At 40.0% G+C, this 22,758-nt stretch carries 21 protein-coding genes and 3 pseudogenes; 5 read left to right on the forward strand and 19 right to left on the reverse strand.

Annotated features, from left to right (window positions below):
* Positions 1 to 21: 21 nt before the first annotated feature.
* The 6 genes from GN277_RS16380 to GN277_RS16405 form a co-directional block, all read right to left on the reverse strand.
* On the reverse strand, positions 22 to 621 hold the full coding sequence (locus tag GN277_RS16380; protein WP_159751945.1) for a PD-(D/E)XK nuclease family transposase: 600 nt from the start codon (positions 619 to 621) through the stop codon (positions 22 to 24).
* 258 nt (positions 622 to 879) lie between these two features.
* On the reverse strand, positions 880 to 1,488 hold the full coding sequence (gene rfbC / locus GN277_RS16385; protein WP_159751946.1) for a dTDP-4-dehydrorhamnose 3,5-epimerase: 609 nt from the start codon (positions 1,486 to 1,488) through the stop codon (positions 880 to 882).
* Between the two features lie 23 nt (positions 1,489 to 1,511).
* Positions 1,512 to 2,453 carry a dTDP-4-dehydrorhamnose reductase gene (rfbD, locus tag GN277_RS16390; protein ID WP_159751947.1) on the reverse strand — a complete coding sequence of 314 codons (942 nt, stop codon included), beginning with the start codon at positions 2,451 to 2,453 and terminating at the stop codon, positions 1,512 to 1,514.
* A 33-nt stretch (positions 2,454 to 2,486) separates the two neighbouring features.
* A complete protein-coding gene (gene rfbB, locus GN277_RS16395) occupies positions 2,487 to 3,506 on the reverse strand; it encodes a dTDP-glucose 4,6-dehydratase (protein ID WP_159751948.1) in 1,020 nt (339 codons plus the stop codon).
* 35 nt (positions 3,507 to 3,541) lie between these two features.
* Entirely contained in the window at positions 3,542 to 4,438 is an 897-nt protein-coding gene (gene rfbA / locus GN277_RS16400) for a glucose-1-phosphate thymidylyltransferase RfbA (RefSeq protein ID WP_159751949.1), read from the reverse strand.
* Positions 4,439 to 4,636: 198 nt separating this feature from the next.
* Positions 4,637 to 5,821, reverse strand: coding sequence for a MerR family transcriptional regulator (locus GN277_RS16405; protein ID WP_159751950.1), 1,185 nt, complete (start codon positions 5,819 to 5,821; stop codon positions 4,637 to 4,639).
* 116 nt (positions 5,822 to 5,937) lie between these two features.
* Between GN277_RS16405 and GN277_RS16410 the strand changes: the two genes are divergently transcribed.
* A complete protein-coding gene (locus GN277_RS16410; protein ID WP_159751951.1) occupies positions 5,938 to 6,303 on the forward strand; it encodes a helix-turn-helix domain-containing protein in 366 nt (121 codons plus the stop codon).
* A 139-nt stretch (positions 6,304 to 6,442) separates the two neighbouring features.
* On the opposite strand, the gene GN277_RS16415 is transcribed toward GN277_RS16410, so the two are convergent.
* On the reverse strand, positions 6,443 to 7,051 hold the full coding sequence (locus GN277_RS16415) for a GerMN domain-containing protein (protein ID WP_159751952.1): 609 nt from the start codon (positions 7,049 to 7,051) through the stop codon (positions 6,443 to 6,445).
* Between the two features lie 191 nt (positions 7,052 to 7,242).
* Between GN277_RS16415 and GN277_RS16420 the strand changes: the two genes are divergently transcribed.
* A complete protein-coding gene (locus tag GN277_RS16420) occupies positions 7,243 to 7,629 on the forward strand; it encodes a helix-turn-helix domain-containing protein (RefSeq protein ID WP_159751953.1) in 387 nt (128 codons plus the stop codon).
* Between the two features lie 11 nt (positions 7,630 to 7,640).
* Positions 7,641 to 7,901 carry a helix-turn-helix domain-containing protein gene (locus GN277_RS16425; RefSeq protein WP_159751954.1) on the forward strand — a complete coding sequence of 87 codons (261 nt, stop codon included), beginning with the start codon at positions 7,641 to 7,643 and terminating at the stop codon, positions 7,899 to 7,901.
* Positions 7,902 to 8,078: 177 nt separating this feature from the next.
* On the opposite strand, the gene GN277_RS16430 is transcribed toward GN277_RS16425, so the two are convergent.
* The 7 genes from GN277_RS16430 to GN277_RS16455 form a co-directional block, all read right to left on the reverse strand.
* The gene (locus GN277_RS16430) at positions 8,079 to 8,627 is read right to left on the reverse strand and encodes a Uma2 family endonuclease (RefSeq protein WP_159751955.1); all 549 of its coding nucleotides are present in this window, start codon (positions 8,625 to 8,627) and stop codon (positions 8,079 to 8,081) included.
* A 35-nt stretch (positions 8,628 to 8,662) separates the two neighbouring features.
* On the reverse strand, positions 8,663 to 9,493 hold the full coding sequence (locus tag GN277_RS16435; protein ID WP_159751956.1) for a hypothetical protein: 831 nt from the start codon (positions 9,491 to 9,493) through the stop codon (positions 8,663 to 8,665).
* The gene (locus GN277_RS30945; RefSeq protein ID WP_280178613.1) at positions 9,490 to 9,612 is read right to left on the reverse strand and encodes a hypothetical protein; all 123 of its coding nucleotides are present in this window, start codon (positions 9,610 to 9,612) and stop codon (positions 9,490 to 9,492) included. The genes GN277_RS16435 and GN277_RS30945 overlap by 4 nt, the downstream gene beginning before the upstream one ends.
* Positions 9,613 to 9,685: 73 nt before the next feature.
* Complete coding sequence (locus tag GN277_RS16440) at positions 9,686 to 12,073, reverse strand: HD domain-containing protein (RefSeq protein WP_159751957.1); 2,388 nt, start codon at positions 12,071 to 12,073, stop codon at positions 9,686 to 9,688.
* 19 nt (positions 12,074 to 12,092) lie between these two features.
* Positions 12,093 to 12,665, reverse strand: a complete 573-nt coding sequence (locus GN277_RS16445) for a hypothetical protein (RefSeq protein ID WP_159751958.1) — start codon at positions 12,663 to 12,665, stop codon at positions 12,093 to 12,095.
* 71 nt (positions 12,666 to 12,736) lie between these two features.
* Complete coding sequence (locus tag GN277_RS16450) at positions 12,737 to 13,567, reverse strand: hypothetical protein (RefSeq protein ID WP_159751959.1); 831 nt, start codon at positions 13,565 to 13,567, stop codon at positions 12,737 to 12,739.
* 95 nt (positions 13,568 to 13,662) lie between these two features.
* A complete protein-coding gene (locus GN277_RS16455; protein WP_159751960.1) occupies positions 13,663 to 14,439 on the reverse strand; it encodes a hypothetical protein in 777 nt (258 codons plus the stop codon).
* 407 nt (positions 14,440 to 14,846) lie between these two features.
* Here GN277_RS16455 and GN277_RS16460 point away from each other — a divergent pair, with 407 nt between their 5' ends.
* Complete coding sequence (locus GN277_RS16460; RefSeq protein WP_159751961.1) at positions 14,847 to 15,830, forward strand: hypothetical protein; 984 nt, start codon at positions 14,847 to 14,849, stop codon at positions 15,828 to 15,830.
* 309 nt (positions 15,831 to 16,139) lie between these two features.
* Positions 16,140 to 16,322 (forward strand): hypothetical protein, encoded by a 183-nt coding sequence (locus GN277_RS16465; protein ID WP_159751962.1) that lies wholly within the window; start codon positions 16,140 to 16,142, stop codon positions 16,320 to 16,322.
* A gap of 242 nt (positions 16,323 to 16,564) precedes the next feature.
* Here the strand turns inward: GN277_RS16465 and GN277_RS16470 are convergent.
* The 5 genes and pseudogenes from GN277_RS16470 to GN277_RS32440 all read right to left on the reverse strand — a co-directional run.
* Positions 16,565 to 16,792 (reverse strand): annotated as a pseudogene (locus GN277_RS16470) (transposase); the annotation flags it as partial.
* A 36-nt stretch (positions 16,793 to 16,828) separates the two neighbouring features.
* Positions 16,829 to 18,406: a dicarboxylate/amino acid:cation symporter gene (locus GN277_RS16475; RefSeq protein WP_159751963.1), complete on the reverse strand. Its 1,578-nt coding sequence runs from the start codon at positions 18,404 to 18,406 to the stop codon at positions 16,829 to 16,831.
* A 17-nt stretch (positions 18,407 to 18,423) separates the two neighbouring features.
* Positions 18,424 to 19,857, reverse strand: coding sequence for a dicarboxylate/amino acid:cation symporter (locus GN277_RS16480; RefSeq protein ID WP_159751964.1), 1,434 nt, complete (start codon positions 19,855 to 19,857; stop codon positions 18,424 to 18,426).
* 219 nt (positions 19,858 to 20,076) lie between these two features.
* Positions 20,077 to 21,448: pseudogene (locus GN277_RS16485) on the reverse strand (IS4 family transposase).
* A gap of 560 nt (positions 21,449 to 22,008) precedes the next feature.
* Positions 22,009 to 22,728 (reverse strand): annotated as a pseudogene (locus tag GN277_RS32440) (amino acid ABC transporter ATP-binding protein); the annotation flags it as partial.
* Positions 22,729 to 22,758 lie beyond the last annotated feature (30 nt).

The following is a 22,758-nucleotide window of genomic DNA, read 5'->3' on the forward strand; positions in this document are numbered from 1 at the left end:
AGGTATTCCTTTTGAATACCTCTACTTTTTTTGCTCCTTAAGCTTCTCCAAGGCTTCTTGAAGGGCGACATTCAGCCTCTTATTTTCTTCCCTAAAATGTTCGTTTTGCTCCTTACAGTGCCTATTTTCTTCCTTGTACCGTTTATTCTCCTCCTGCAGCTCGTCAATCATATACCGTACTGTATTCCTGTCCAACTCATACAATTCCTTTGAAAACATACCCATCACCTGCTCGATATTCTGGCAAATCTCATAGATCTGCTCATACATTCCCTTAAAATCCGGATACTTCTTAATCAATGCAATGATATCCTCCGGTTTATCGCTGCTTAAAAAGGTAAGCCATCCGCTAAGCCGTTCCTCTATACCCCTATTTTGATGGTTTTCTTTAAAGATGTCAAGCGGTACAAAGACATATTCCTGCAAAAGATTGATTTTAAGCCCTGTATCTGACATCTGCCGGAATTTATGTATATACTTGTTCGGAAACTCGTGAAACTCCGACGTACTCTTTTCAAACAAAACGATAGTGTAGACATTGGAAATCCTTCGATAAGAAAATGTCCTTTTTGTAATCTTATTGCGCACCTGTCTATACTCCCGCAGCAAAAGGTCCGCCAAGTAACAGGCCCTCATAGGATATTCGCTTCGCAAACGGAAGCTATTGACGCCTCTCGGCTTAAGAATATAGATTACAGAAAATAGGCTACTACTTTGCCTTTCTATCATAGTTACATTCTACCATCTTTTGACAATAAACTCAATTTCAATCATTCGACTTTTTGACAAAAGAGGCTATCAGAAAACGCAATTTCAAACAGCGTTTTCTGACAGCCTCACAATGTATCCCCAAGGGCACACCGTAATCCATGGCCCTTCTTAAAAATGAAACGTATCCTTAAGCCCAGCCCACAACTGATCTTTATCGCTTAAATTCAATTTCGTTCCATCCTCCAACTGATACCCTTTTGCCGAAGCATTCCCCTTATACTCACCCAAAAGCTTCGGCCACTTGATTCCGATTTCAGGGTCGTTCCACGCAAGCCCGCCCTCGTCTCCAGGATGGTAGAAGTCTGTACATTTATAGCAGAACTCAGCCATATCGCTGAGCACCAGGAAGCCGTGAGCAAAGCCCTCCGGAATATAGAACTGCTTCTTATTCTCCTCTGTCAGCTCAATTCCAAACCATTTCCCAAAAGTGCGGCTTCCGCTTCTTAAATCAACCGCCACATCATACACAGAGCCCTTGATGACCCTCACCAGCTTTCCCTGGGGGAACTCCTTCTGGAAATGGAGTCCACGTAAAACACCCTTGACAGAGCAGGACTGGTTGTCCTGAACAAAGTTCATGGTAAGTCCCTCAGCTTCCATATCCCTCTGATTATAGGTCTCCATGAAATAACCTCTGGCATCTCCGTGAACTGCCGGCTCAATGACACAAAGGCCCTCTATCCCGCCTGCATTTTTTTCTACTTTAATCTGTCCCATGGTTTTATCCTTTCTGTCAAATCCTAAAACTCAATTTCCTTCAGATACCTTGCAAGGGCATCCTGCCAGGTCGGAAGGGGAGTAAACCCATTCTCTATAAGCTTGCTCTTATCCAACCGGCTGTTAAAGGGCCTTACCGCCTTGGAAACGCCGTATTCCTCTGTGGTTACCGGAACCACGCTTACCTTGTCTTCGGAATATTCCGGATGACCAAGCTCTACCGCCTGGCGGAAGATTTCTTTGGTAAAATCATACCAGCTAATATAGCCTCCCTCATTGGTCACATGATAGTAGCCGTACTTGTCCGTCTCAATCATATCCACCAAAAGCCTCGCCAAATCAAAGGTATAGGTAGGCGTTCCAATCTGGTCGTTGACCACTGTAATCCTGTCGTGATTCTTTCCCACATTCAACATGGTTTTGATAAAATTCTTGCCGTTCTTGCCAAATACCCAGGCAATCCGCACGATGAAAAACTTAGACAGCCTCTCGTCTACCGCCTTCTCTCCCTCAAGCTTGGTCACGCCGTAGACATTCAAGGGCTTATAATCCTTGCAGTCCGGCTGCCAGGGCTTAGTCCCCTGCCCGTCAAATACATAATCAGTGCTTAAATAAACAAGTTTACAGTCCAAATTCTTGCAGACCTCTGCTATATATTCCGTACCTTTGGCGTTAATCAAACGTACCTTGTCGATCTTATCCTCATCCTCCGCCAAATCCACAGCCGTCCATGCCGCACAGTGTACCACCACATCCGGCGCCGCCTCGGTAATCTTATCTCTCACCGCCTGGGCATCCGTGATATCCATCTGAATATAAGGCATGGAGGTGACAGGCGTGCCGTCCGCAATGCCGCTGTACTCCTTAGCAATATCGCTGCCGATTCCTTCGTACCCTCTCTTGTGAAGCTCATTCATCACGTCATGGCCCAACTGCCCTGCCACGCCAGTTACCAATACTTTCATATGATTCCCTCCTGACATTTTCACCAATCCTGATTAACGGTCCGCATACATTTTCTCGTAATAATTCTGATATTCTCCGGAAATAATCGTCTCCCACCACTCCTTATTGTCCAGATACCACTGAATAGTCTTCTTAATCCCGTCTGCAAACTTCGTCTCCGGCAGCCATCCCAGCTCACCGTGAATCTTCGTCGGGTCAATGGCATAACGCATGTCATGGCCTTTCCTATCTGTCACATAGGTGATGAGGCTCTCCGGCTTTCCTAACTCCTTGCAGATAATCTTCACAATGTCAATATTCTTCATCTCATTGTGGCCGCCGATATTGTAAACCTCACCGACGCGTCCCTTGTGGATAATCAAATCAATGGCCTTACAGTGGTCCTCCACGTAGAGCCAGTCCCGAACATTTTCTCCTTTTCCATATACCGGAAGGGGCTTATCGTTCAGCGCATTGGCAATCATCAGCGGAATTAATTTCTCCGGAAAATGGTAGGGTCCATAGTTGTTCGAGCATCTGCTGATGGTCACCGGAAGCCCATAAGTCCTATAATATGCAAGCACCAGAAGGTCCGCCGCCGCCTTAGATGAGCTGTAAGGGCTGCTGGTGTGAATGGGTGTCTCCTCTGTGAAGAACAGGTCGGGACGATCCAATGGAAGATCTCCGTATACCTCGTCGGTGGAAACCTGATGGTAGCGGGTAATCCCGTATTTCCGGCAGGCATCCATGAGCACAGCCGTTCCCTTAATATTGGTATCCAGGAATACCTCCGGCTCCTCAATGGAACGGTCCACATGGCTCTCCGCCGCAAAATTCACTACAATATCCGGATGCTCCTCCTCAAACAGCTTGTACACCGCTTCCCTGTCCGTGATGCTTTCCTTCACGAAACGGAAATTAGGGCGGTCCATCACCGGCTCAAGGGTGGACAGATTCCCTGCATAGGTCAGGCAGTCCAGGCAGATAATCCGGTAATCCGGATATTTGTCCAGCATGTGAAAAATAAAGTTACTTCCGATAAATCCGGCGCCGCCGGTTACGATCATTGTCATACTTATTCTCCTTTTCAATTCTGAAACTATTTCTATTAATACAGCCCATCCTGGAATTTTCCGTCCAGAACGTCTTTCAAATACTGTCCATACTGGTTCTTTTTCAGAACCTCGTACACCTTAAGCACCTCCTCCTTGGTAATCCAGCCATTCAGATAAGCAATCTCCTCCAGACAGCCAATCTTACGGTGCTGGTGGGATTCCACCGTCTTTACAAAACTGGTGGCATCCACAAGGCTCTCATGAGTTCCGGTATCCAGCCAGGTGAAGCCCTGTCCCAGAAGCTCTACATTGAGCTTCTCCGTTTCCAGATACACACGGTTCAAATCCGTAATCTCCAACTCCCCGCGGGCGCTTGGCTTTAAATTCTTCGCATACTCTACCACCTTGTTATCGTAGAAATAAAGGCCTGTCACACAGTAGTTGCTCTTAGGCTTTTCTGGTTTTTCTTCAATGGAAATGGCCTTGCCCTCATGGTTAAATTCCACAATACCAAAACGCTCAGGGTCATCCACATAATATCCGAATACTGTCGCCCCTTTCCCTGACTCTGCATTCTTCACCGCAGCCTTAAGCCGCTTCTTCAGGCCATGACCTGCGAAAATATTGTCCCCCAATACCATGGCTACCGTATCGTCTCCAACAAAATCCGCCCCGATAATAAATGCCTGGGCCAGCCCGTCCGGACTCGGCTGGACTTCATAGGATAACTGTACCCCAAACTGATGCCCGTCGCCTAACAGCTCACGAAACCTGGGCGTATCCTGGGGGGTAGAGATAATCAATATCTCCCGAATCCCTGCATTCATCAATACTGACATTGGATAGTAAATCATGGGCTTGTCGTAAATGGGCAGTAATTGTTTAGACGTTACCATCGTCAGCGGATAAAGCCGTGTGCCGGAGCCTCCTGCTAAAATAATTCCCTTCATGTAAAACCTCCTCTTCTTTTTTCAAGACCTATATGATAGTGTTGATAAAATTCTGTCTTTTCATTCTGTACTTGGGGATTCTGTCTGCAAATATGCGAAAACTTTTGTTTTTACATCCACATTTCTCAATACAAAAGCATTATAAAAGGTGACCTAAGGTCACCTTCAAGTACTTTTTTTATTTTTTTACAAATTATGTCAATCCACCTCGCAGACAAACAGCCCTGCTTCTTTCGTAATATAAAACCCACGGTCTGTTTTCCGTTTTACATAGACACGAAATTCCTTATACCGTTCCGTGATATACTGTCCCTGATTGCCGTGACAGGACAAAACATAGGCAATCAGCGGCTCAGGTTTGGGAACCATCAGACAATCCTCGTACTGCCTCCATTTACAGGACGCAAAATACTCTGATAAAATGTCCCTGCCATTCTCCCTGCCGAACCTATCGTATAATTTGTCCGCCGAAAGCACAATCCTGTCATCAAATCCCTGAACCAGAGCGCTTACCTCCTTCATATGATTTCGTCCATAGGCGCTGCAAAAAAATCTTCCCCCAGGCTTTAACACCCGCACAACTTCCCTGCATACCCTTGTTATATCCTCGCAGTAGAACAGAACATGGTTTGCGATTACCACATCGAACCTACGGTCTTCACAAGGCATCTGGTGACAATCAATCACTTGATAACAAAATCTTTCATCCTCCGCCCCAATGGCCCGACGAGCATCTCTTAACATCCCTTCCGAAAGATCCGAGAGAGTAATATCCACCTCTTTTGGGAGCTTGTCTATATTTTCCATCCAAAGGGTTCCGTCCCCACATCCAATCTCCAAAATCTTCATCCCTTGATGAACCTCAAGCTGTTCATAAATCCACGGAAACCACCCTTTTTGATTCTGAGAATAAAGATGATGGAGATGGATTCGAGCCGATATATTGGAGGCATTCTGATACTGGTTCTTTAAACTCTTCTCCATTCCGGTTAAATGGATCAAGTTCAGCATCTGATTCCAGTCAATGGTATGCTCCTTTCGGATTGCCTCCGACGTATCCCGAATGGCCCTCTCCACAAGCTGCATCTGCTCAATCCTGTCCTGTACAAGTTTTAACTGGATATTCAGGGAATTTAGCATAAAGTGATAGTCCGTATCGTCAATGAGCATCTCCCTAATATCCTCCAGGGAAAATCCAAGATATTTCAGCAGCAAAATCTGCTGAAGCCTTGCAAAATCTTTATCCGTGTAAAAACGAGCCCCTGCCTCACTGACAAAGGACGGTTTTAGGATATCCTGTTTGTCGTAATAGCGGATGGTCCGCAGAGTTACATTTGCCATACGTGCAAATACACCGGAAGAATAATAACCTGTTTTTTTCATCTAAATCCCCTCGTTACTTTTCGGAACACAACCGTTTTAAGCCGGAACAATTCATGTTCTTAATTGCAACAGTTGGTAAAATATAGTATAGCTTGATACAAAGGAGGAATCTAACCATGGCTTTCGCAGAAAAATTGAAAGCTCTGCGTCATGAAAAAAATATGACCCAGGAATATGTTGCCGAACGCATGAATGTTGCCCGCTCTACAATCGCTGGTTATGAAACAAAAAATCGACAGCCCTCCCACGAGAAGCTGTCAGCCTTCGCCAACCTCTTCCACGTAACCATCGATTATCTTCTCGATGACGAGGAACCAAGTTACATCACAGAAGACGAATCAAGAACCATGGACGATGACGCCCAAGAACTCTTAAAGAGATACCGGCGTCTGTCCATACGCTCAAAAAAAGACCTGTTAAAGCATCTCAATCTTTTGGAACTCCGAGACGGAAGCAAAAAATCGGAAACAGAATCACTCTGAACATACAATTATACCCTTGTTGGACTATGTCCACCTACCCGCAGAATATACATTACAGCATGCCCTGCGGGTATGACAAAGGGGCTGTCAGGAAATGACATTTTACAGCATTTTCCGACAGCCCCTTTCTAATGCTCACTTATGAAAACTTCCCAAAATATCCCGAATACTCCATATGTCCGGTCTCCAATGTGGCCCCGTCTACCGTAATCTTAATCTGGTCGCAAAAATATGCGTCCAGGAAGGTGTTGCACACACTTCCCACCGCATAGTATTCTCCCGCAGAACCCATACTTGACACATAAGAAGCAAATGCACTGTTAAAATCAATTAGAATCGTATCTTCTCCGTCTACTGTAGACTTCTCCAAAGAATTAATCTTCACATCTGCCGAGACAGCCCCCTGAACAAACAAAGCGTCCAATACCGCCTGGGGTGTCAGGGAATCAAGCTCTACCTCTGATGTAGCAAATGCGGTAGCATCTTCATTGCAGCTATAAATCGTAATCTTCGTCGTTCCCTCTGTATTCTGGTCCGTTCCCTGGTTCTCCTCCCGATCCTTATCCGGCTTCTCCTCCTGAGGCTCTCCGTCCTGGTCGTCCTCCTCATCCTCATTCATATTATCATCCTCCGGCTTCTCCTGCTCATCCTGGCTTACCGGCTCTGTGGGCGGATTGTCTTGGCTCTGTTCACAGGCTGTCAGACAAAATAGTCCGGCTAAAATCATTATTAAAATTCTTTTCTTCATGGTTCCTATACTCCTTTCCCCATTTTAGGATAAACCTACTTTTATTATATCAATAAGTCTTTCAAGTGTAAAGAGCAGGTTCCGTTAGATTTTCATTAGAGTTTCTTTTCGGAACAATATATGTTCTTTAACGAAACATCTGGTAAAATATACCAAAAGAAGTATTTATTTTAACAAAGGAGGAATATAGTATGGCTTTTGCTGAAAAACTAAAGGCCCTACGGCATAAGTACAATATGACTCAAGAATATGTGGCAGAACATATGAATCTCTCTCGAACCACAATCGCAGGCTATGAATCCAAAAACCGTAAGCCCTCTCATGAAAACCTGTTTGCATTCGCCCGATTTTTCCATGTGACTGTTGACTATCTTCTCTCAGACAGTGAACCTTCTTATATCAGCCCAGAAGAAGCACAGACCATGCCTGAAGATGCCCAGGAGCTTTTAATCCGATACCGTCGGCTTCCCATACGCTTAAAGAAAGACTTATTGAGACAGCTTCGCCTTCTGGAAGTTCAGGACGGAATCGGTATTGCAAAAACGGCAGACGCCATATCCGAAAATAGATCGTACTAGAGGCTTATCATATGAATTTTGCTGAAATTCTAAAAACACTACGCCAAAAAAACAACCTGACACAGATTGAACTTGCACAGCATACCAATCTTGCACGCTCTACCATAGCAGGTTATGAGAAGAAATACCGCCAGCCTCCTTACGAAACTTTAATCATGCTGGCCGACTTCTTCCATGTGTCTATTGATTATCTTCTTACGGGTCGGGAATCCGTTTATACTGCTTCGGATCAAACTTGGGCTACGATTGATGGAGTACGTCACATTTCTTAAAAATGTCGCTGAGTAGACTAATACCCCTCACTTCTATGGTGATATGTGAGGGGTATCTCATCCTTGTCTTTTGTTAAAATCTGTTATCTTAAGTACATTCTCCATATTTTAATATGGTTTATCTTTTGTAATGAGTTTATTATACTAAATGGGATGGCTGGTTTCAAGGATGAAAATTTATTTAATTTTAATCTCTGAAAAGTCAATTTCAAAATCATCAAAAATCCCTGCCCTAACCTTATCAGAAAAAGTATATTCCTCTACCGTATCCCACTGGAAATCATATACTGTGACCCTATCCTTTTCAACATCTACAATCCAGTATTCCCTGACACCTGACGCACTATATTTGAGTAGCTTCTTATAGTAATCTATGGGGCGGCTTGTGGGAGATGCAATTTCAATAATCCAATCTGGCGCGCCCATGCATCCTTCTGATGCAATCTTATCTTTATCACATATAACAGAAATATCCGGTTCAAGGTAAATATCCTTCTTTGAATTTAAAAATACTGCAAAAGGCGAAGGAAATACTTCACAATCACCCTTTTTTTCTCCTATATAGACCCTTATTCTATAAGATATCTCCATTACCAATCGCTGGTGCAGCATACTGGGAGTCGCCATATAGTATATCTGACCGTCGATTAACTCTGCTCTCTCACCCTCCGGCAAAGCATAAATATCATCTATCGTATAGATTTGTTCTTTTCTGGCTACATTCATTTATGCACCTCCATTACACTTGCTTCATATTATAGTCAATTTGAATTATCATCAAAAACCCATTCATATATCGAATCTGCCAGTTTATCGTATTCATTCTGAATCTGAGGAATCGTCAATCGCCTGTCTTTATGAATCTGATAAATATACGTCCATTCATATAGTAATCTTAGCTCATTTGGATCCTTCACAATCTCACAAAATTTTTTATATGTAATTCCTCCCTCATTTTCTTCTTTCATAACACGATTCCAGCTTTTGCCCGTAAAAGGAAGGATTAAAAAATAACTATAAGATTTTTTATTCACAGTCTTTATAAAACTCACAACATCTTCCTTCAACAAATTCTGATATCTATCTGCAAATACATCCGTAACCCATATAGGATATTCCTCATAATGATCCTCCCTCTCTCCATTATCACAAATAACTATTGGAAATATCACTGACTGATTCAATGCAGCTTTTAACGTCTTTTTTATATCATCTCCTATTTTAGATGTACCATTTCTTCTACTCCCTTTTTTCTTTTCCACACATACAATATTCAAATAAAGCTTCCCATTTTCCTTGATTTTCAAATAGGATACACGCCTGCCATGTTCATAATTATTAACATATTCATTTAAAACATCACATACCTCCGGATCAATTACAATATAAGAATTCTCATTAGTTAATTTCCAAATCATTTCATCACTCTCGGTATTAAATTCAGGATTTTTCCCATTATTTACATAATTGTCCACAATATATCGACAATCTACCCTGAACAATCCCATATCTATATCGAATTCTCTATCATCGTCTGCACCGGCAAAGAAGAAACATTCTTTTTCTCTAATATCTTTTAATACTTCATTCATATTCTTTTTTCTTCTTTAAAAAATCCATTTTTAAAAATTATATTTTCAATTTCCTCGCACTTATAAATCTCTGCTTCTTTCACAGCCTTCCTCATAGCTGCTTTTTTATCCAAGTCCATAATTAAAAAAAGTTTTCACTACTAACCTGCTTTTTAATTTTACTGAGTTTTCCTGCATTTACGCTAACGACTCCTAAATAGTACCAGGTAAGCACTTTTTTATTTCTTTCTGCCGGTTCTCACAATCCGTAAATTCATTAAAATAATTAATAAATAATGAAGCATATAATATTTTTAAAATATATAAATTCTTCCGGTGCTTATTCCTCATATCACCAATAAAACAATCTCTGCTTACTGACAAATAATGAGTCACATTATCCCCATAATATATCGTCTCTATCGAAAATGGTTCGTTCGTCTCTATCGCCTCATCACGGATAATAATTCCCTTATAATAACATTTAGATTGATTTATGTCTCCATCTAAAGTCAAAATAGACATAATATAATCTTTATTATCCCATAAAACCATTGTATCATCATATACAAAACTTTTTATATTCCAACTCTCATTACCTATTTTCACAGAATTAACAACATTCCTGCCAACTTTCTCCAAATTAACAGAAGGAGTAGGAAGCCACCCCATCCCCACTCTCCGTTCAGCCTCATTATCGCATTCTAGGTAAACAGGAATCAAAGAATAAATTGCCATCTCAGAAATGTAGCGTTCCATTATATCCAGCAAAACTTTTGGCAACTCTTGGCAGTCATAAATATTTCTTTCTATTCTCTCATCCAAGCCGAAAAACTTCTTTTTTTCCTGGAGCTCCCGCAAAAACAAACCAAGATTAATATATACCTCAACACGGGTTCCATTTTTTGCATCGCTATCTGAATATTCAGAAACCTTCCCGCCTTTTTTCTTACTTTCAATTACAATCTTTTTGCCTCTTGGTTCTTTTTCCGACTTAGTAATAAAAACAACTGCATCTGTAAGCATAAAAGCAGATTGGATTCCAATTCCAAATCCTCCAGTTGGTCTAAGCCATACAGGCATTTTTTCTATTTCATCTGCATACTCCTTACGGCTTTTCCAATGATTGCCAGCCACAACTGAAAGTGTAGATATACATTTTTCTTCCATCCCAATCCCATGATCTTGTATTGAAAAAAGAATTTCCTGTTTTTCCCAATTAATCTTAAACTCCATTTCAATCCTGTTCTGCTCATATACGTCGGAGTTAATGTCAAAAGGTGTGATGTCCTCTGGAGGATACATTTTCAACAACGATTTCTGTTCTTTAAGCCACAGCCATAACTTCATCTTTGAAGCATCCAGTGCATTCTGCAGATACTCCCTGATAAACTCCAGACGAGTTTTATAAATGTTATTTCCTATCAACATCTCAAATATTCCGACAGGATCTGCCTGAAAATTAGTCTGCTTATTAGCATCGAACAATTCATCTTTATAGTATATTTTCAGATCACATTTATTCATCCGACATCCATATAATTCTTTCGGAACAATCAAATTCCAAGAACAGATAAGATGTACCGTTTCTTCCTCAATCCAGGAAAACCATTGATTCACAGTTTTACACACTTGAAAATCTTCAGATTTTGCAACCGCCGATATTCCTTCCTCTGTATAAGAAAGATGTGTCATTGCTTTATGTTTCTGTATATGGAGCTGGCTCTCTACAGGGATCATTCCCATATGATTCAGCATACGGGTATTAAAACGGTTACTGTCCATATCCAGGAGATCACCAAGGCGAATCATCACAGCCGCAAACTGAGGGTGCATATGATCACAGCTAAACCCATTATCTTCCTGTTTTACCATGCTGTATACTTTCTCAAATTCCTCTCCATGCAATATAGAAATCTGTGCTACAATTTCATACATGCGGCTCCTGTCTTTTTTACGTCCATAACCACGGATAAATCCTCCTGAACGTTCTGTATGTCTGCTCCGTATAAACTCAGTATACAATAGCATAATATAACGCTGTGCAATAACTGCCCAGCATTCCTGATCCAAAAGGTTATCAAATTCTTTTATAAATTCATTCGGCTCATCGGCATTAGCGGCTCTCACAAATTCTGAACGGTTCCTTACAATCTCATCCAATTTTGTATAGATATAAGCTATCTTTCTCGTATCTTCCGATTTAGAATTCATTGATTTTTTTACAAATTCCTTAAACTCCGACTGTTCCCATATATCACACAGCTCCTCATAGGTAATTGCCATACCAATATCATGACAATAAGCGCTTTCCAATAACAGCCACAAGTCGCTCACCGAAAGCATTTCTACTCTCTCTTTTCCTAAGATCATTTTAATATTATGCAAAATATTAACAGAATGTGATCTATCGTGCATACTGTAATGCTGAAAGTCAAACACTGTTGTATCTGTAAAAGAACAGTAGTATTTCTTATCTTCCCTCCACTCATTTATCAGATGATTCCCTATTTTAAATTCCTGACATTTTATCTCAAAACATTTCTCAATATATGTATCTGCCTGAGAAGCATTCAGAAATCCTTCTCCATCCCTCATCATAGCATTTACGACTCTTTCTCTAATCTGTATTAACTAAATTCCCCTGCCTTCTCTGCATTTCCAGCCATTCCAGTCCACGCAGACAAATACAACGGAGCTGTGTACAATCCCCTAACTTTTTGGGCATTCCTTTTTTGTGAATCTCTATAATTCTTTCCATCCAAGCGCCTCCAAGATTATTCTCCAATTCCGTCAATTCTTCTGAATCTATCTGCTTCTCAACATCTTTTCCACTTTGCATCCTGAACCATTGTACCGTCAAGTACTGTAATGTAATAAAATGATGTATAAACTCCATATTTTCTACACTGTCTTGCAATGCCAAAATGGGTATTTCAAAGAAAACATGTGTATTAAACTTAATCTTTTCCTTAGGCTCTTTTATTGAATGTATAATAAATCTATCTCTAAATTTTTCTTTCGTCACATATTTTTTTACTTCTCTTGAAATGTCTTCCAAGGCTTTTGAATGAAACCTATCGCCAATCTCGCCAATCTCTGTACAATAAATACACTTTTCAAACATGTATATATCTAATATAATTCTCCGACTATCCTTCCTAGCTCCTCCCTCCTTGATCATTGCTATCATGCTCCGGTCATATTCTGCAATCCAAACTGCAACTTTGTCTCTTGTGTCCATTTCTTCCCCTACTCTGCGAATTAATAATTCACCACGAATTCTTCAATCTTATGCATATATTGCATACGAATTTCCCCTAATTCATTATGATAATAAGACTCAAGAATACTGGATTTATTGTAAAGCGAGGACTTATTTTTCAAAGCCTTCTTAAAATATTTCCTATTATTTTCTAAAATGTCTTGATTGATTTCATTTCTTAAAAATTCATCTTTAAATATCCATTTTTCAAATGCTTCAGAAAAATCATCGTAACACAACCTTGCTTTTTCAATACCAATCTTTGTAACATACAACATTACAGCCCAATAATAGTATAGGTTAAAAAATGGCAAAAACAAATCACTATTTTCTCCATATCGGAACCCCCTCTTAATACCGTCTTCCTCCATAGTTAATTTATTGCTGCACATACTCAAGTTTAACATTGTAACAATAGTCCTTGTTAAGGCGTACTTTTCCTCATCTCTACTTTTAAAGACAAACTTATTACATATAAGCGCTTCTATTTCTTCCAATGATACTACCGTATCTATCTTTTTACCGCAAGGATTTTTACGCCATTCTAAATATCTATCTTTCTTTTCAGTAAGTAGTACATTGATCATGGTATATGCTTTATCTTCATTATAAGGCTTTTCTATCTTTTCATAAAGACTAGATATTCTTCTTACATTTACTAACTCTTTATTTTGCAATCCTTCCATCATTTTAAGTCTTTCATATATGATTCTCGGATTATCCTTCATCTTTTTGTACAATTCATGTACAATATTGATAAAATCCTGTGAATAATGGTCTTTCATGATGAGATAATTATACACCAGTTCGACGCCACTTTCAATCTTCATATAATTGCAAAAACATTCTGCAATGTACATACTCAAAAAATAAACACATTCCCTATATTTACCTCTCAATATGTTTTTTAGCGCACTTTTATCTGTTATCTTTTGTATGTTTTTGTATATTCAGTATTTTTACAATCCCAAAACAAGCTTTCCCATAATTTGCAAAGATACTCTTTATCCATAGAACGCAAAATAGCAAATGGTATCAATATAATCTCAATGTCATCTTCTTCCTTCTTTACGTATATTCCCTCCATCACAAAATCAACTGCAAACTGGGACGTAATTTGGAATAATTCACAATCTTTCATCTGAAAAATGAAACTTGGAAATATTTCTTCTTCATTAAATTTGTAAAAATTCTCGTGAAACCTCCAACTTTCATTTCCATTTTTCAGCCTCTCAAACTGCTTTTGGGTTAATCGAATCCGAAAATCCATCTCCTCATCGTCTGTTTTACTATCATGTAAGAATGGCAGGTCAATCACAAATGGTATCCCTTGCTTCTGCAGTACTTTCGTCTGTTTCATGCATAGTTCACCTATCCCATCATCTGACATATGGATAAAATAATTCAATTTCTCCCAAAACCAAACTTCCTCCTCTTGCCCCGCTTGTCTGGCAATCTCTACTTTCTTCTCAATATCTACTTCTAAAGACATCGCAAATACAAGCGGAAAAATCATTTTCGGCTCAATCCCTAATCCTATTAACAAATAAAATGTTTCCAACAGACTTGCACCTTGAGATAATGAATCATCCACTAAATAGATGAATTTATCTTTCAATCGTGAAATATCGACAATCTTTCTGACGTATCTGTCGCTATATAACTCTATTTTATGGGCATTTTTAGTATTTTTCTCAAACACTTTATAGATCCAATACCCCTTTCGGGTATTCAGCAAGAGCACTGCGTTCTTTTTAGAGGGGTTATTATTCACATCCCATATCTCATTATTTAACTTCACCAAAAAATACTTCAGCTTTGCCCCACATGTAGTATTTATGAACTGTTCCCAGCTATTCATCATACACCATCCCTAATTTTAAATTTATATATTTCACTTATCACTTTCATGGCGTATTGTCAATGCTTTCACCCCAGACAAGCAGCATAATATAGCCAGAATACTTGTCTTTCGCTTCACCTTACACTTTATATATTACACCTCACAAAATGAACTACACAAAAGTGAAACGAAACATTCGTTCACTTGACCACTCAAAAAATTAATGTTATAGTAATTATACATCTATTACAAGGAAAGGAGTAGCCATGGAGAAATCTAACGCTTATTCATTTGACACTTTTGAATCAGAAACCAGTATAGATAAAAACATTATGGATGAGCTCAATAGGACGTTGACCAAAAGTCATCGTGAAATTTTAAATGTCCTCCACAGCTCTCCGAACCTTACTCCGAAATCTCTCAGTGCTAGATTAGGGAAATCGCCAAATAGTCTCTCAAATATGCTTTCGAGGATAAATGAAATTAATCCACACCTCATCCATGATGAAAAAGTAGGACGAGAAAAGCAATTACGGTTGGGTACTATAGGCATTGCATACTTAGAAGCGCAAGAATCTTCATCTGATAAACCAAAGAAAATACTTAAATTTTCTAACTCTGCACGTGATGAAGCTTTGAAAAACGCTCTGTTATCTCTTAATAACTTTAAAAAATGCGATCCTGATAATTGGCTCTTAAAATTGGATGATTGTCTAACCGACCATATGAATATAGATGAAAATCCTCTTTTGTATACTGCCTACAATAAATTTATTGATAATATTCGTACATTAAGAATTAAAGGATATCTTCTAACATTACAGACTATTTACGACCACTTAAATAACGAAATTATCGTAAAACGGATTCAGGAGACCCTGGATCAGTTATTAAATCATTTTTATCAGTTAGAAACCTTGTTCAATCTAACTAATGAAAAACCTCAAATTGCTTTTGAAATTATTGATGATATGTTTCTGAAGATTTTTCCTGACGTTTGGGGCGGTTTGCCAACCGTTTCATCAATACCGCACAAAAATCTCTTTCCTGAAGCAACATATGCCTCTACATATTATCAGATTTCAAATATGGTACACACGGCAGTCCTAAATCATTGGGAAAAAAAACAAGCCATCGAGCAATGGGAAAAAAGTTATTGTACCAGTAATGTAATATTCTATTATATTGCCGAAAAATGTAAGACTATTCAAACCATCCAATCTATCAAGCAGGGAAAAAGCATCTTGTAATAGCAGTTGATTTACAAGGTGCTTTACTTTTAAGCCTTATAAATGCAAAAATAGTACACAAATAAAGGGAACTGTCTTCTATAAATTCCCTTACCATTGAGCAACCATTTATATACTATCATACTTTCTGTATAATTTCGACATATTTCGCTAAATTCTTTTAAAATCTTTTAAAATGTGATAATCTATTCTTAATGATGTGTATGCAGCCCAAGTTCAGTGATAATATTTTATGTCTTTACACCTCATCCACCGATTGATATAATGAAAGTACCATATAAACAGCGCTTATAGAAAGTAGGTGAGGATATGACTGAAAAAGAGCTGATGCAAAAAAATATTGAGGAGTTTGTTCAACTGCAAAGCTATATGCTATTAGCTGATAAAGATTCGGAAGTATATAAAGCTATGAAAGTAAGATACAATACTCTAAAAGTTATTTTAACTTCTTCTGGAATCAATCTAACAGAAATTGATAGAATCAAAGAATAGCTGTCAACTTATATCACTCTGGGGGAAGCAAAGACCATGCCTGAAAATGCGCTTAATCAGGTATGTAAAATGATAATTTTTCGACATTACTAAAATCAATTTTCAGTGCCGATTTTTTTACATTTACCGTTTTTTTCGACGCTATTTTCGATTTCCTTATATGAATAGTATTGCCATTTTCTGGTGATACTATTCATTTTCATTTCTTTTATTTTTCATTCCCTAGCATTGTTTCACAGGCATACGCTCTGGATATCTTTATAACCGTCTCCATTAATTCCCAACGCAACATAGGCTGCTTTTGTTATGATCCGCCCATCTTCACGGACTTTAAAGTGTACTGCATCCAGGAACACGACAGGATAAAAAGAATCCAGTGTTCTGCAGTACCATTCTTTTGCTTCTTCCATTACTTTATCCGTGATGTTGGAAATGGAGCCGGCTGAAAGTTCTATCCCATAGAGGGACTTTTACACACCCACACATCATCATTCATGGGAAGAATTTTAAAATGTTTTCCGGATTTTCTCCACATCCAGCATCCCAAGGTCCCCCGCCAATTCTGTCAACTCTGCCTCCAGACAAAACAAATCTACCGCTGTAGCAAAAAAATCCAGTATCACATTTATGGCAACTGCAATCACAATGGCCTGGGCAGGGATTTCAAGCTGTAACAGCAGAATCGTATAGCAGGCAAGAGCACCTCCGGGAATGGGCGGTGTAGCCACAGCCAGTACAACTGCAATGACCAGCGCTGTAATCAGCCATACCGGAGATATTTTCACACCATAAATCTCCGCCATGCAAATTCCCATTACAAAATATAAAATAGAAAATCCCGGCATGAATACCACCTGGCCAAGAGGAACACCGATATTTACAATTTTTTTATCAATCCCCAGCTTTTCTGCGCACACTTTCCTGTTCTCCAAAAATGCGGCGGCAGAAGAAGCTGTTGTCAGACCAATCAAAAAAACTGGAAAAACTTTTTTCAGGAAGACTGCCATAGAAACTTTTTTACGAATGCATACAAGACCTGTATAAGCTACCATAAGAAAGACATCCCCAAGCAGCATAACCGGCAGCACTTTATATGCCTTCAGCAGTACAGAAAAGTTTTTACCAATAATCATATTGAAAAGACTGCCAAAAATGAAAACGGGGACAAAAGCGCTGATATTTTCCTTGATTAGTAATACAATGTCATTTGCCTGTTCTAAAAATAGCGAAACAATTAAAGCCCTGTTCCCCAGAATCAGCATTGCCATCCCTACAAGAGCTGCAAGAAAAATAATCTGTAAAGGATTTCCCTCCAAAAACGGAGTGAAAAAATTGTCCGGTACAATTCCAAGAACCATTTCCAGAAGTTCCGAAAACCGAAAGGAACTGCTGCCGCTGCCTGCAAGAGGAAATAAAGGCAGGATGGCAATGCCAAATACTGTGGTAAAAATCAGTGTCATCCATAAAAATCTATAGATCATCCGCTTTCCGACTTTTCCCAGCGTTGCAATATCCCCAATATTATAAATACCGCCTGCCACCGACAAAAATATAAGGGGCCCTGCAACAGCGCTCAACAGTCCCATAAATGTGTCAAAAACAGGCGTAATCATTTCCTCTGAAAGAAAATTAACAGTTTTTTCCGGTAGAAAAGTGCTTACCATACCGCAAAAAAGAGCCAGTGCCACTGCTGCCAGCAGTGATACTGCAGGAGATAATTTTTTCTTTTTTAATGTAAAGGTAAGGTAATTGACTCCGTTTTTGAACTGCCATGTGGGAATTTCTCCCATACCTGAAAGGATGCCTTTCAGGATAGCGCTTTCTTCACCGCTGTCCATATGAATTGCATCGTTTCTTTCTCCCGGAATAGAAAAACTGGCATACAGACGGTTTATCCGCTTTCTGCACTGAAATTGAAAAGTCCCCTTTGTGCCAAAAGCTTCCTGATATTTCAGCAGTATCTCTTCCACAGCCAGCCGTGTGCGGAGAATGTCTCTTTTTTCCCCATTGGCGCGTTCACAAAATGTATCTACTTGATGACACGCCACATCTATATCATGATTTGTCAGGTTGTAATCCTGCATTTTAAACTCCTAAAAGATTATTTCATATATTTTTCTTCTCTTAGTTTTCTCACATCCAGCATATCAAGACTGGCAGCCAGTTCCACAAGCTCCGCCTGCAGACAGAACAAGTTCACCGCTGTAGTAATAAATTCCAGTATTACATTGAGGGCAATCGTGATCGCTACAGCCTCCATGGGAATCTTAAGCTGGACAAATAAAATCGTATAACAGGTCAACGCACCGCCGGGAATAGGAGGCGCCGCCACCGCAAGCACAATAGCAATGAGACCGGCCATAGCCAGCCACGCCGGAGAAACCGTCACGCCATAGATTTCAGCCATACAAAATCCCACCGCTAGAAACATAACGGAAACCCCTGGCATAAAAATAACCTGCCCCAAAGGAATACCAAAATTAACGATCCTTCTGTCAATCCCAAGGTCTTTTTCACAGCACTCCATATTCACCCCAAATGCGGCTGAAGAAGATGCCGTGGTTAATGCAATCAGAAAAGTGGGCATCATCTTTTTCAGCAATACCCAAAGCTGCACCTTCCTCCTTGTGCATACTAGCACAAGATACACTGCCAGAAGAATGGCATCTCCCATAAGCATTACCAGAACCACCTTATATGCAGGAAGAAATACCGAAAAGTCGTTACCCAGTATCATACTTAAAATACTGCCAAACACAAACACGGGAACAAAAGAACTGACTGTCTCCATAATAAGCTGTATAATATAATTGGACTGTTCCACAAAAGCCGCGGCAATCGTAGCTTTATTTCCCAGAATCAGCATTGCGATTCCGATTAAAACTGCCACAAAAATAATCTGCATAGGATTCCCTTCTGTAAAGGGCGTAAAAAAGTTACCTGGTACAATGTCCAGAACCATTTGATACAATTCAGAAAAATCAAACTTCCCCCCGTCTCCGGTTTTAAGAGAAAAAAACGGCATGGCAAATACACATACGGGCAGTGTCAGAAGAATCGTCATCAGCATAAAGCGTCCAATCATCCTCTTTCCGATTCTGCCCATAGCCGCCATATCCCCAATGCCGTATATTCCCCATACAATTGAAAGAAACACCATAGGACCTGCAATGGCTGATAAAAGTCCCATAAAACGGTTAAATACCGGGCTGATAAGCTCATTTGCAAGAAAAGTCCTGACACTCTCTGGCAGGAACCTACACACACCGCCGCACAAAAAAGCCAGTATTACAGACAGTGCCAGTGAAGCCATCTGAGAACGTTTCTTCTTTTTGGGAGTAAATAAAATAAGATTCTCTCCATTTTTGTACTGCCACGAGGGTGCAACCCCCATATTGGCAAGCAGTCCCCGCATTACCTGGCTTTGTTCTTCCTCCCCTGTATCAAAGGGATCAACCCTTTCCCCCGGCAGGGAAAGTTCCAAACGGATACGATTAAGACGTTTGATATATTTTTGTACAAATACTGCCTCCATACCGAAAGCCTCCTGGTACTTTAACAGCGTTTCCTCCACTGCAAGCCGGATTTGGATAATATTTCTAGCATCAACGCCCCATTCTCCAAGTGTTTTTTCTGCAAGACTGCTTGTCTGCGCAATGTTTTCATTATTTAACTCAAACTTCGCACATAGATTTTAGCTATGCACCTTGAAAATTCAATATCTGGCAGTATTTAGTTGTCAATGTTCAGTCAATTATGCCACTTGCAGCTTCGATTTTAAAAGTGCAGGTATTGCATCCATAAATGCTTTTACCAGCTCGTCGATTTTTTCATCAGATATATCTATCTGATCCACAAGCAGAGTTCTGAACATTTGAAGCTATTTGAAAAGCCTGTATCCATGTGATATCAGACATCTCATCAGAAAAGTATAAAAACAGTTCCCCCATAGAACGGGTATCATTAGATTCCCGGTTCTCCAGGGAAAGCATCATATATCTTGTAAAAACGATTGCTGTATGGGCAGTCATTGCATCATAAGATAGGGATCTGCATTCTTTACTTAGATTAAGATAGCTCTTGCAGACTTTAAAGAATACTTCAATATCCCAACGTTTTCCATAAATGCGGATAATCTCTTCTTCACTCAGACTCACGTCTGTGGAAATGAGACAAAGATATTCCTTTCTCTTGTTTTTGTTACGGATATAGACCACTTTGGCAGGGATGGTTTTTCCTTCCTTTACAACATCTACCATGACGGAAAGCAGATACCGGGAACGTCCACGCCGTTTCCTGTTTTTCTTGTAAATAGTTGTCAGCGGCATATCTTCGCTGTTATACCGGAAGAACATTTTAGGTGTTTTCTTTACCATTGCAATTACATCATATCCGATTTCTTTGACAGCATGAAGAGAGCTTGGAGAAGAGAACCAGCTGTCAAACAGAACGTATTTAGCCGGAATACCAGCCTTTTTAGCAGATTTTAAAAGTTCCAGCATGGCGATCGTTCCTTTCTTGACAGCAAGCATACGGCGCTTATATCCAACCGTTCTTTTATCCGTTTCCTTTGCTTCATTGATTCTGTTCTTTTTATTTTCGGTGGAGAGAAGGACACTGTTGACCGGGAGAAAAGTGCTTCCGTCTGACCAGCCTAATGTAAGCATGCGAAAACCAAATTTATAACAATGTTTTGCATGGTCATATACCTTTGCAAGAAGTTCCACTTTTTTGGAACGGTTACGTTCAAACATGGAATCGTCAATGATCAGTACGTTGACACGGTCTGCGGAATCAAGTGGAGCAATGGCATCCCTAATGATTCGGCTGGATAAAACCGTTGTGAACCGAATCCAGTTAATCTGGAGCATTTTCATAAAACGATAAACCGTATCTTTTGCAAAATCCGGTGAGTCTTTTCCAATCAGCAGGTTCATATACATACTTCTGTTTGAAAATATCAAAAGAAACAGATACTGAAAAATCAGTGCTGCAGAAATTCCCTTCTTTTTGTAGGCATTAGCAGTTTTCAATGCAGAAGAAAGATGAAACCGTGTAAAAAATCTTCTGATAGATTTCGAAATCTGGTTATCATTTTGATTGTCTTGTGTTATACTTTTATTCATAGCATGAGCCTCCGGATATATGATTGTTTCTGAACAACTCAATTATATCAAAACCAGACGGTTTCATGCTATTTTTATGTCAGTTATTATTGAATTTTCAAGGTGCATAGGTACTTATTCAAGTGCGAAGTTTGAGTTATTTAATTTCATCTTTTCCATATTTTTTCTCTTATTTTTTTAATCTATATACTTATAATCAATTGATTCATTCCATCCACAAACTTATGCTCCAGCTCTTTGGACATTCCTTTTATCATCCTGCCAGACAAATCTTCTTCGTCCCCGAAAGGATGAAAGGAAGGGCCATTATAGGAAAATCGTATCTGCGCCAGATTTTCCCTCTCGCTGTATTCCACATCCAGAGAAAGATCCCTTTCCTTTGCTTCTCCTGCCGCAGGCAGAAGTTTTTGCATCAGCATTTCCTCCACAACAAGCTGCATGGCGTAAATCTGTCTCTGTGAAAACTGCTGCTTACGTCCAAACTCCTCAAGACGTGTCATAAAGGCCGGAAAATCAAAGTCACGTGAAATTTTTTCCACATGGAGCACCTTAAGCTGCCGGATAAATATCCGGGTTCTCTCCCTCTTTGGATGCTCAAAAATCTGTTCCGGCGTTCCGTCCTCATAGATTTCACCCTGATCCATATAAAATATCCTGGTGGATACATCCTGGGCAAACTTCATTTCATGGGTCACGATCATCATGGTCATTCCCTGCCCTGCCAGCCTACGGATAACCGAAAGAACTTCCCCTACCATAGTTGGATCTAAGGCGGAAGTCGGCTCGTCAAAAAGAATAATTTCCGGATCCATGGCCACCGTCCTTGCAATAGCCGCGCGCTGCTTCTGTCCCCCTGAAAGTTCATCCGGATAAGAAAAAGCCTTGTCTGCAAGCCCTATGTTAAGCAGCAGTTCCATCCCTCTATCATAGGCCTCCTGCCGGCTTCTGCCAAGAAGATCGACCTGCCCCATCATGATATTTTCGATAATGGTCTTGTGTGCAAACAGGTTGAAGGACTGAAATACCATTCCCATTTTCTGCCTCACCAGATTTACCTTACATTTCTTGTCCGTTGTTACCACACCGTCTACCACAATCTCGCCTTTTGTAGGTGTCTCCAGAAGATTAATACATCGAAGCAGGGTTGACTTTCCTGTGCCTGACGGGCCTATAACAGAAATCACCTCTCCTTTTTTAATCTCCACGCTTACATCCTTCAAAGGGGTTACGTTTGGATATTCCTTACACAGATGCCGGATAGATATTATGCTCGTGTCCATACTTCCCCCGGCACAAACGTCCCGGTTTTC

The organism is Sporofaciens musculi (genome assembly GCF_009830285.1).
Lineage (GTDB): Bacteria > Bacillota > Clostridia > Lachnospirales > Lachnospiraceae > Sporofaciens > Sporofaciens musculi.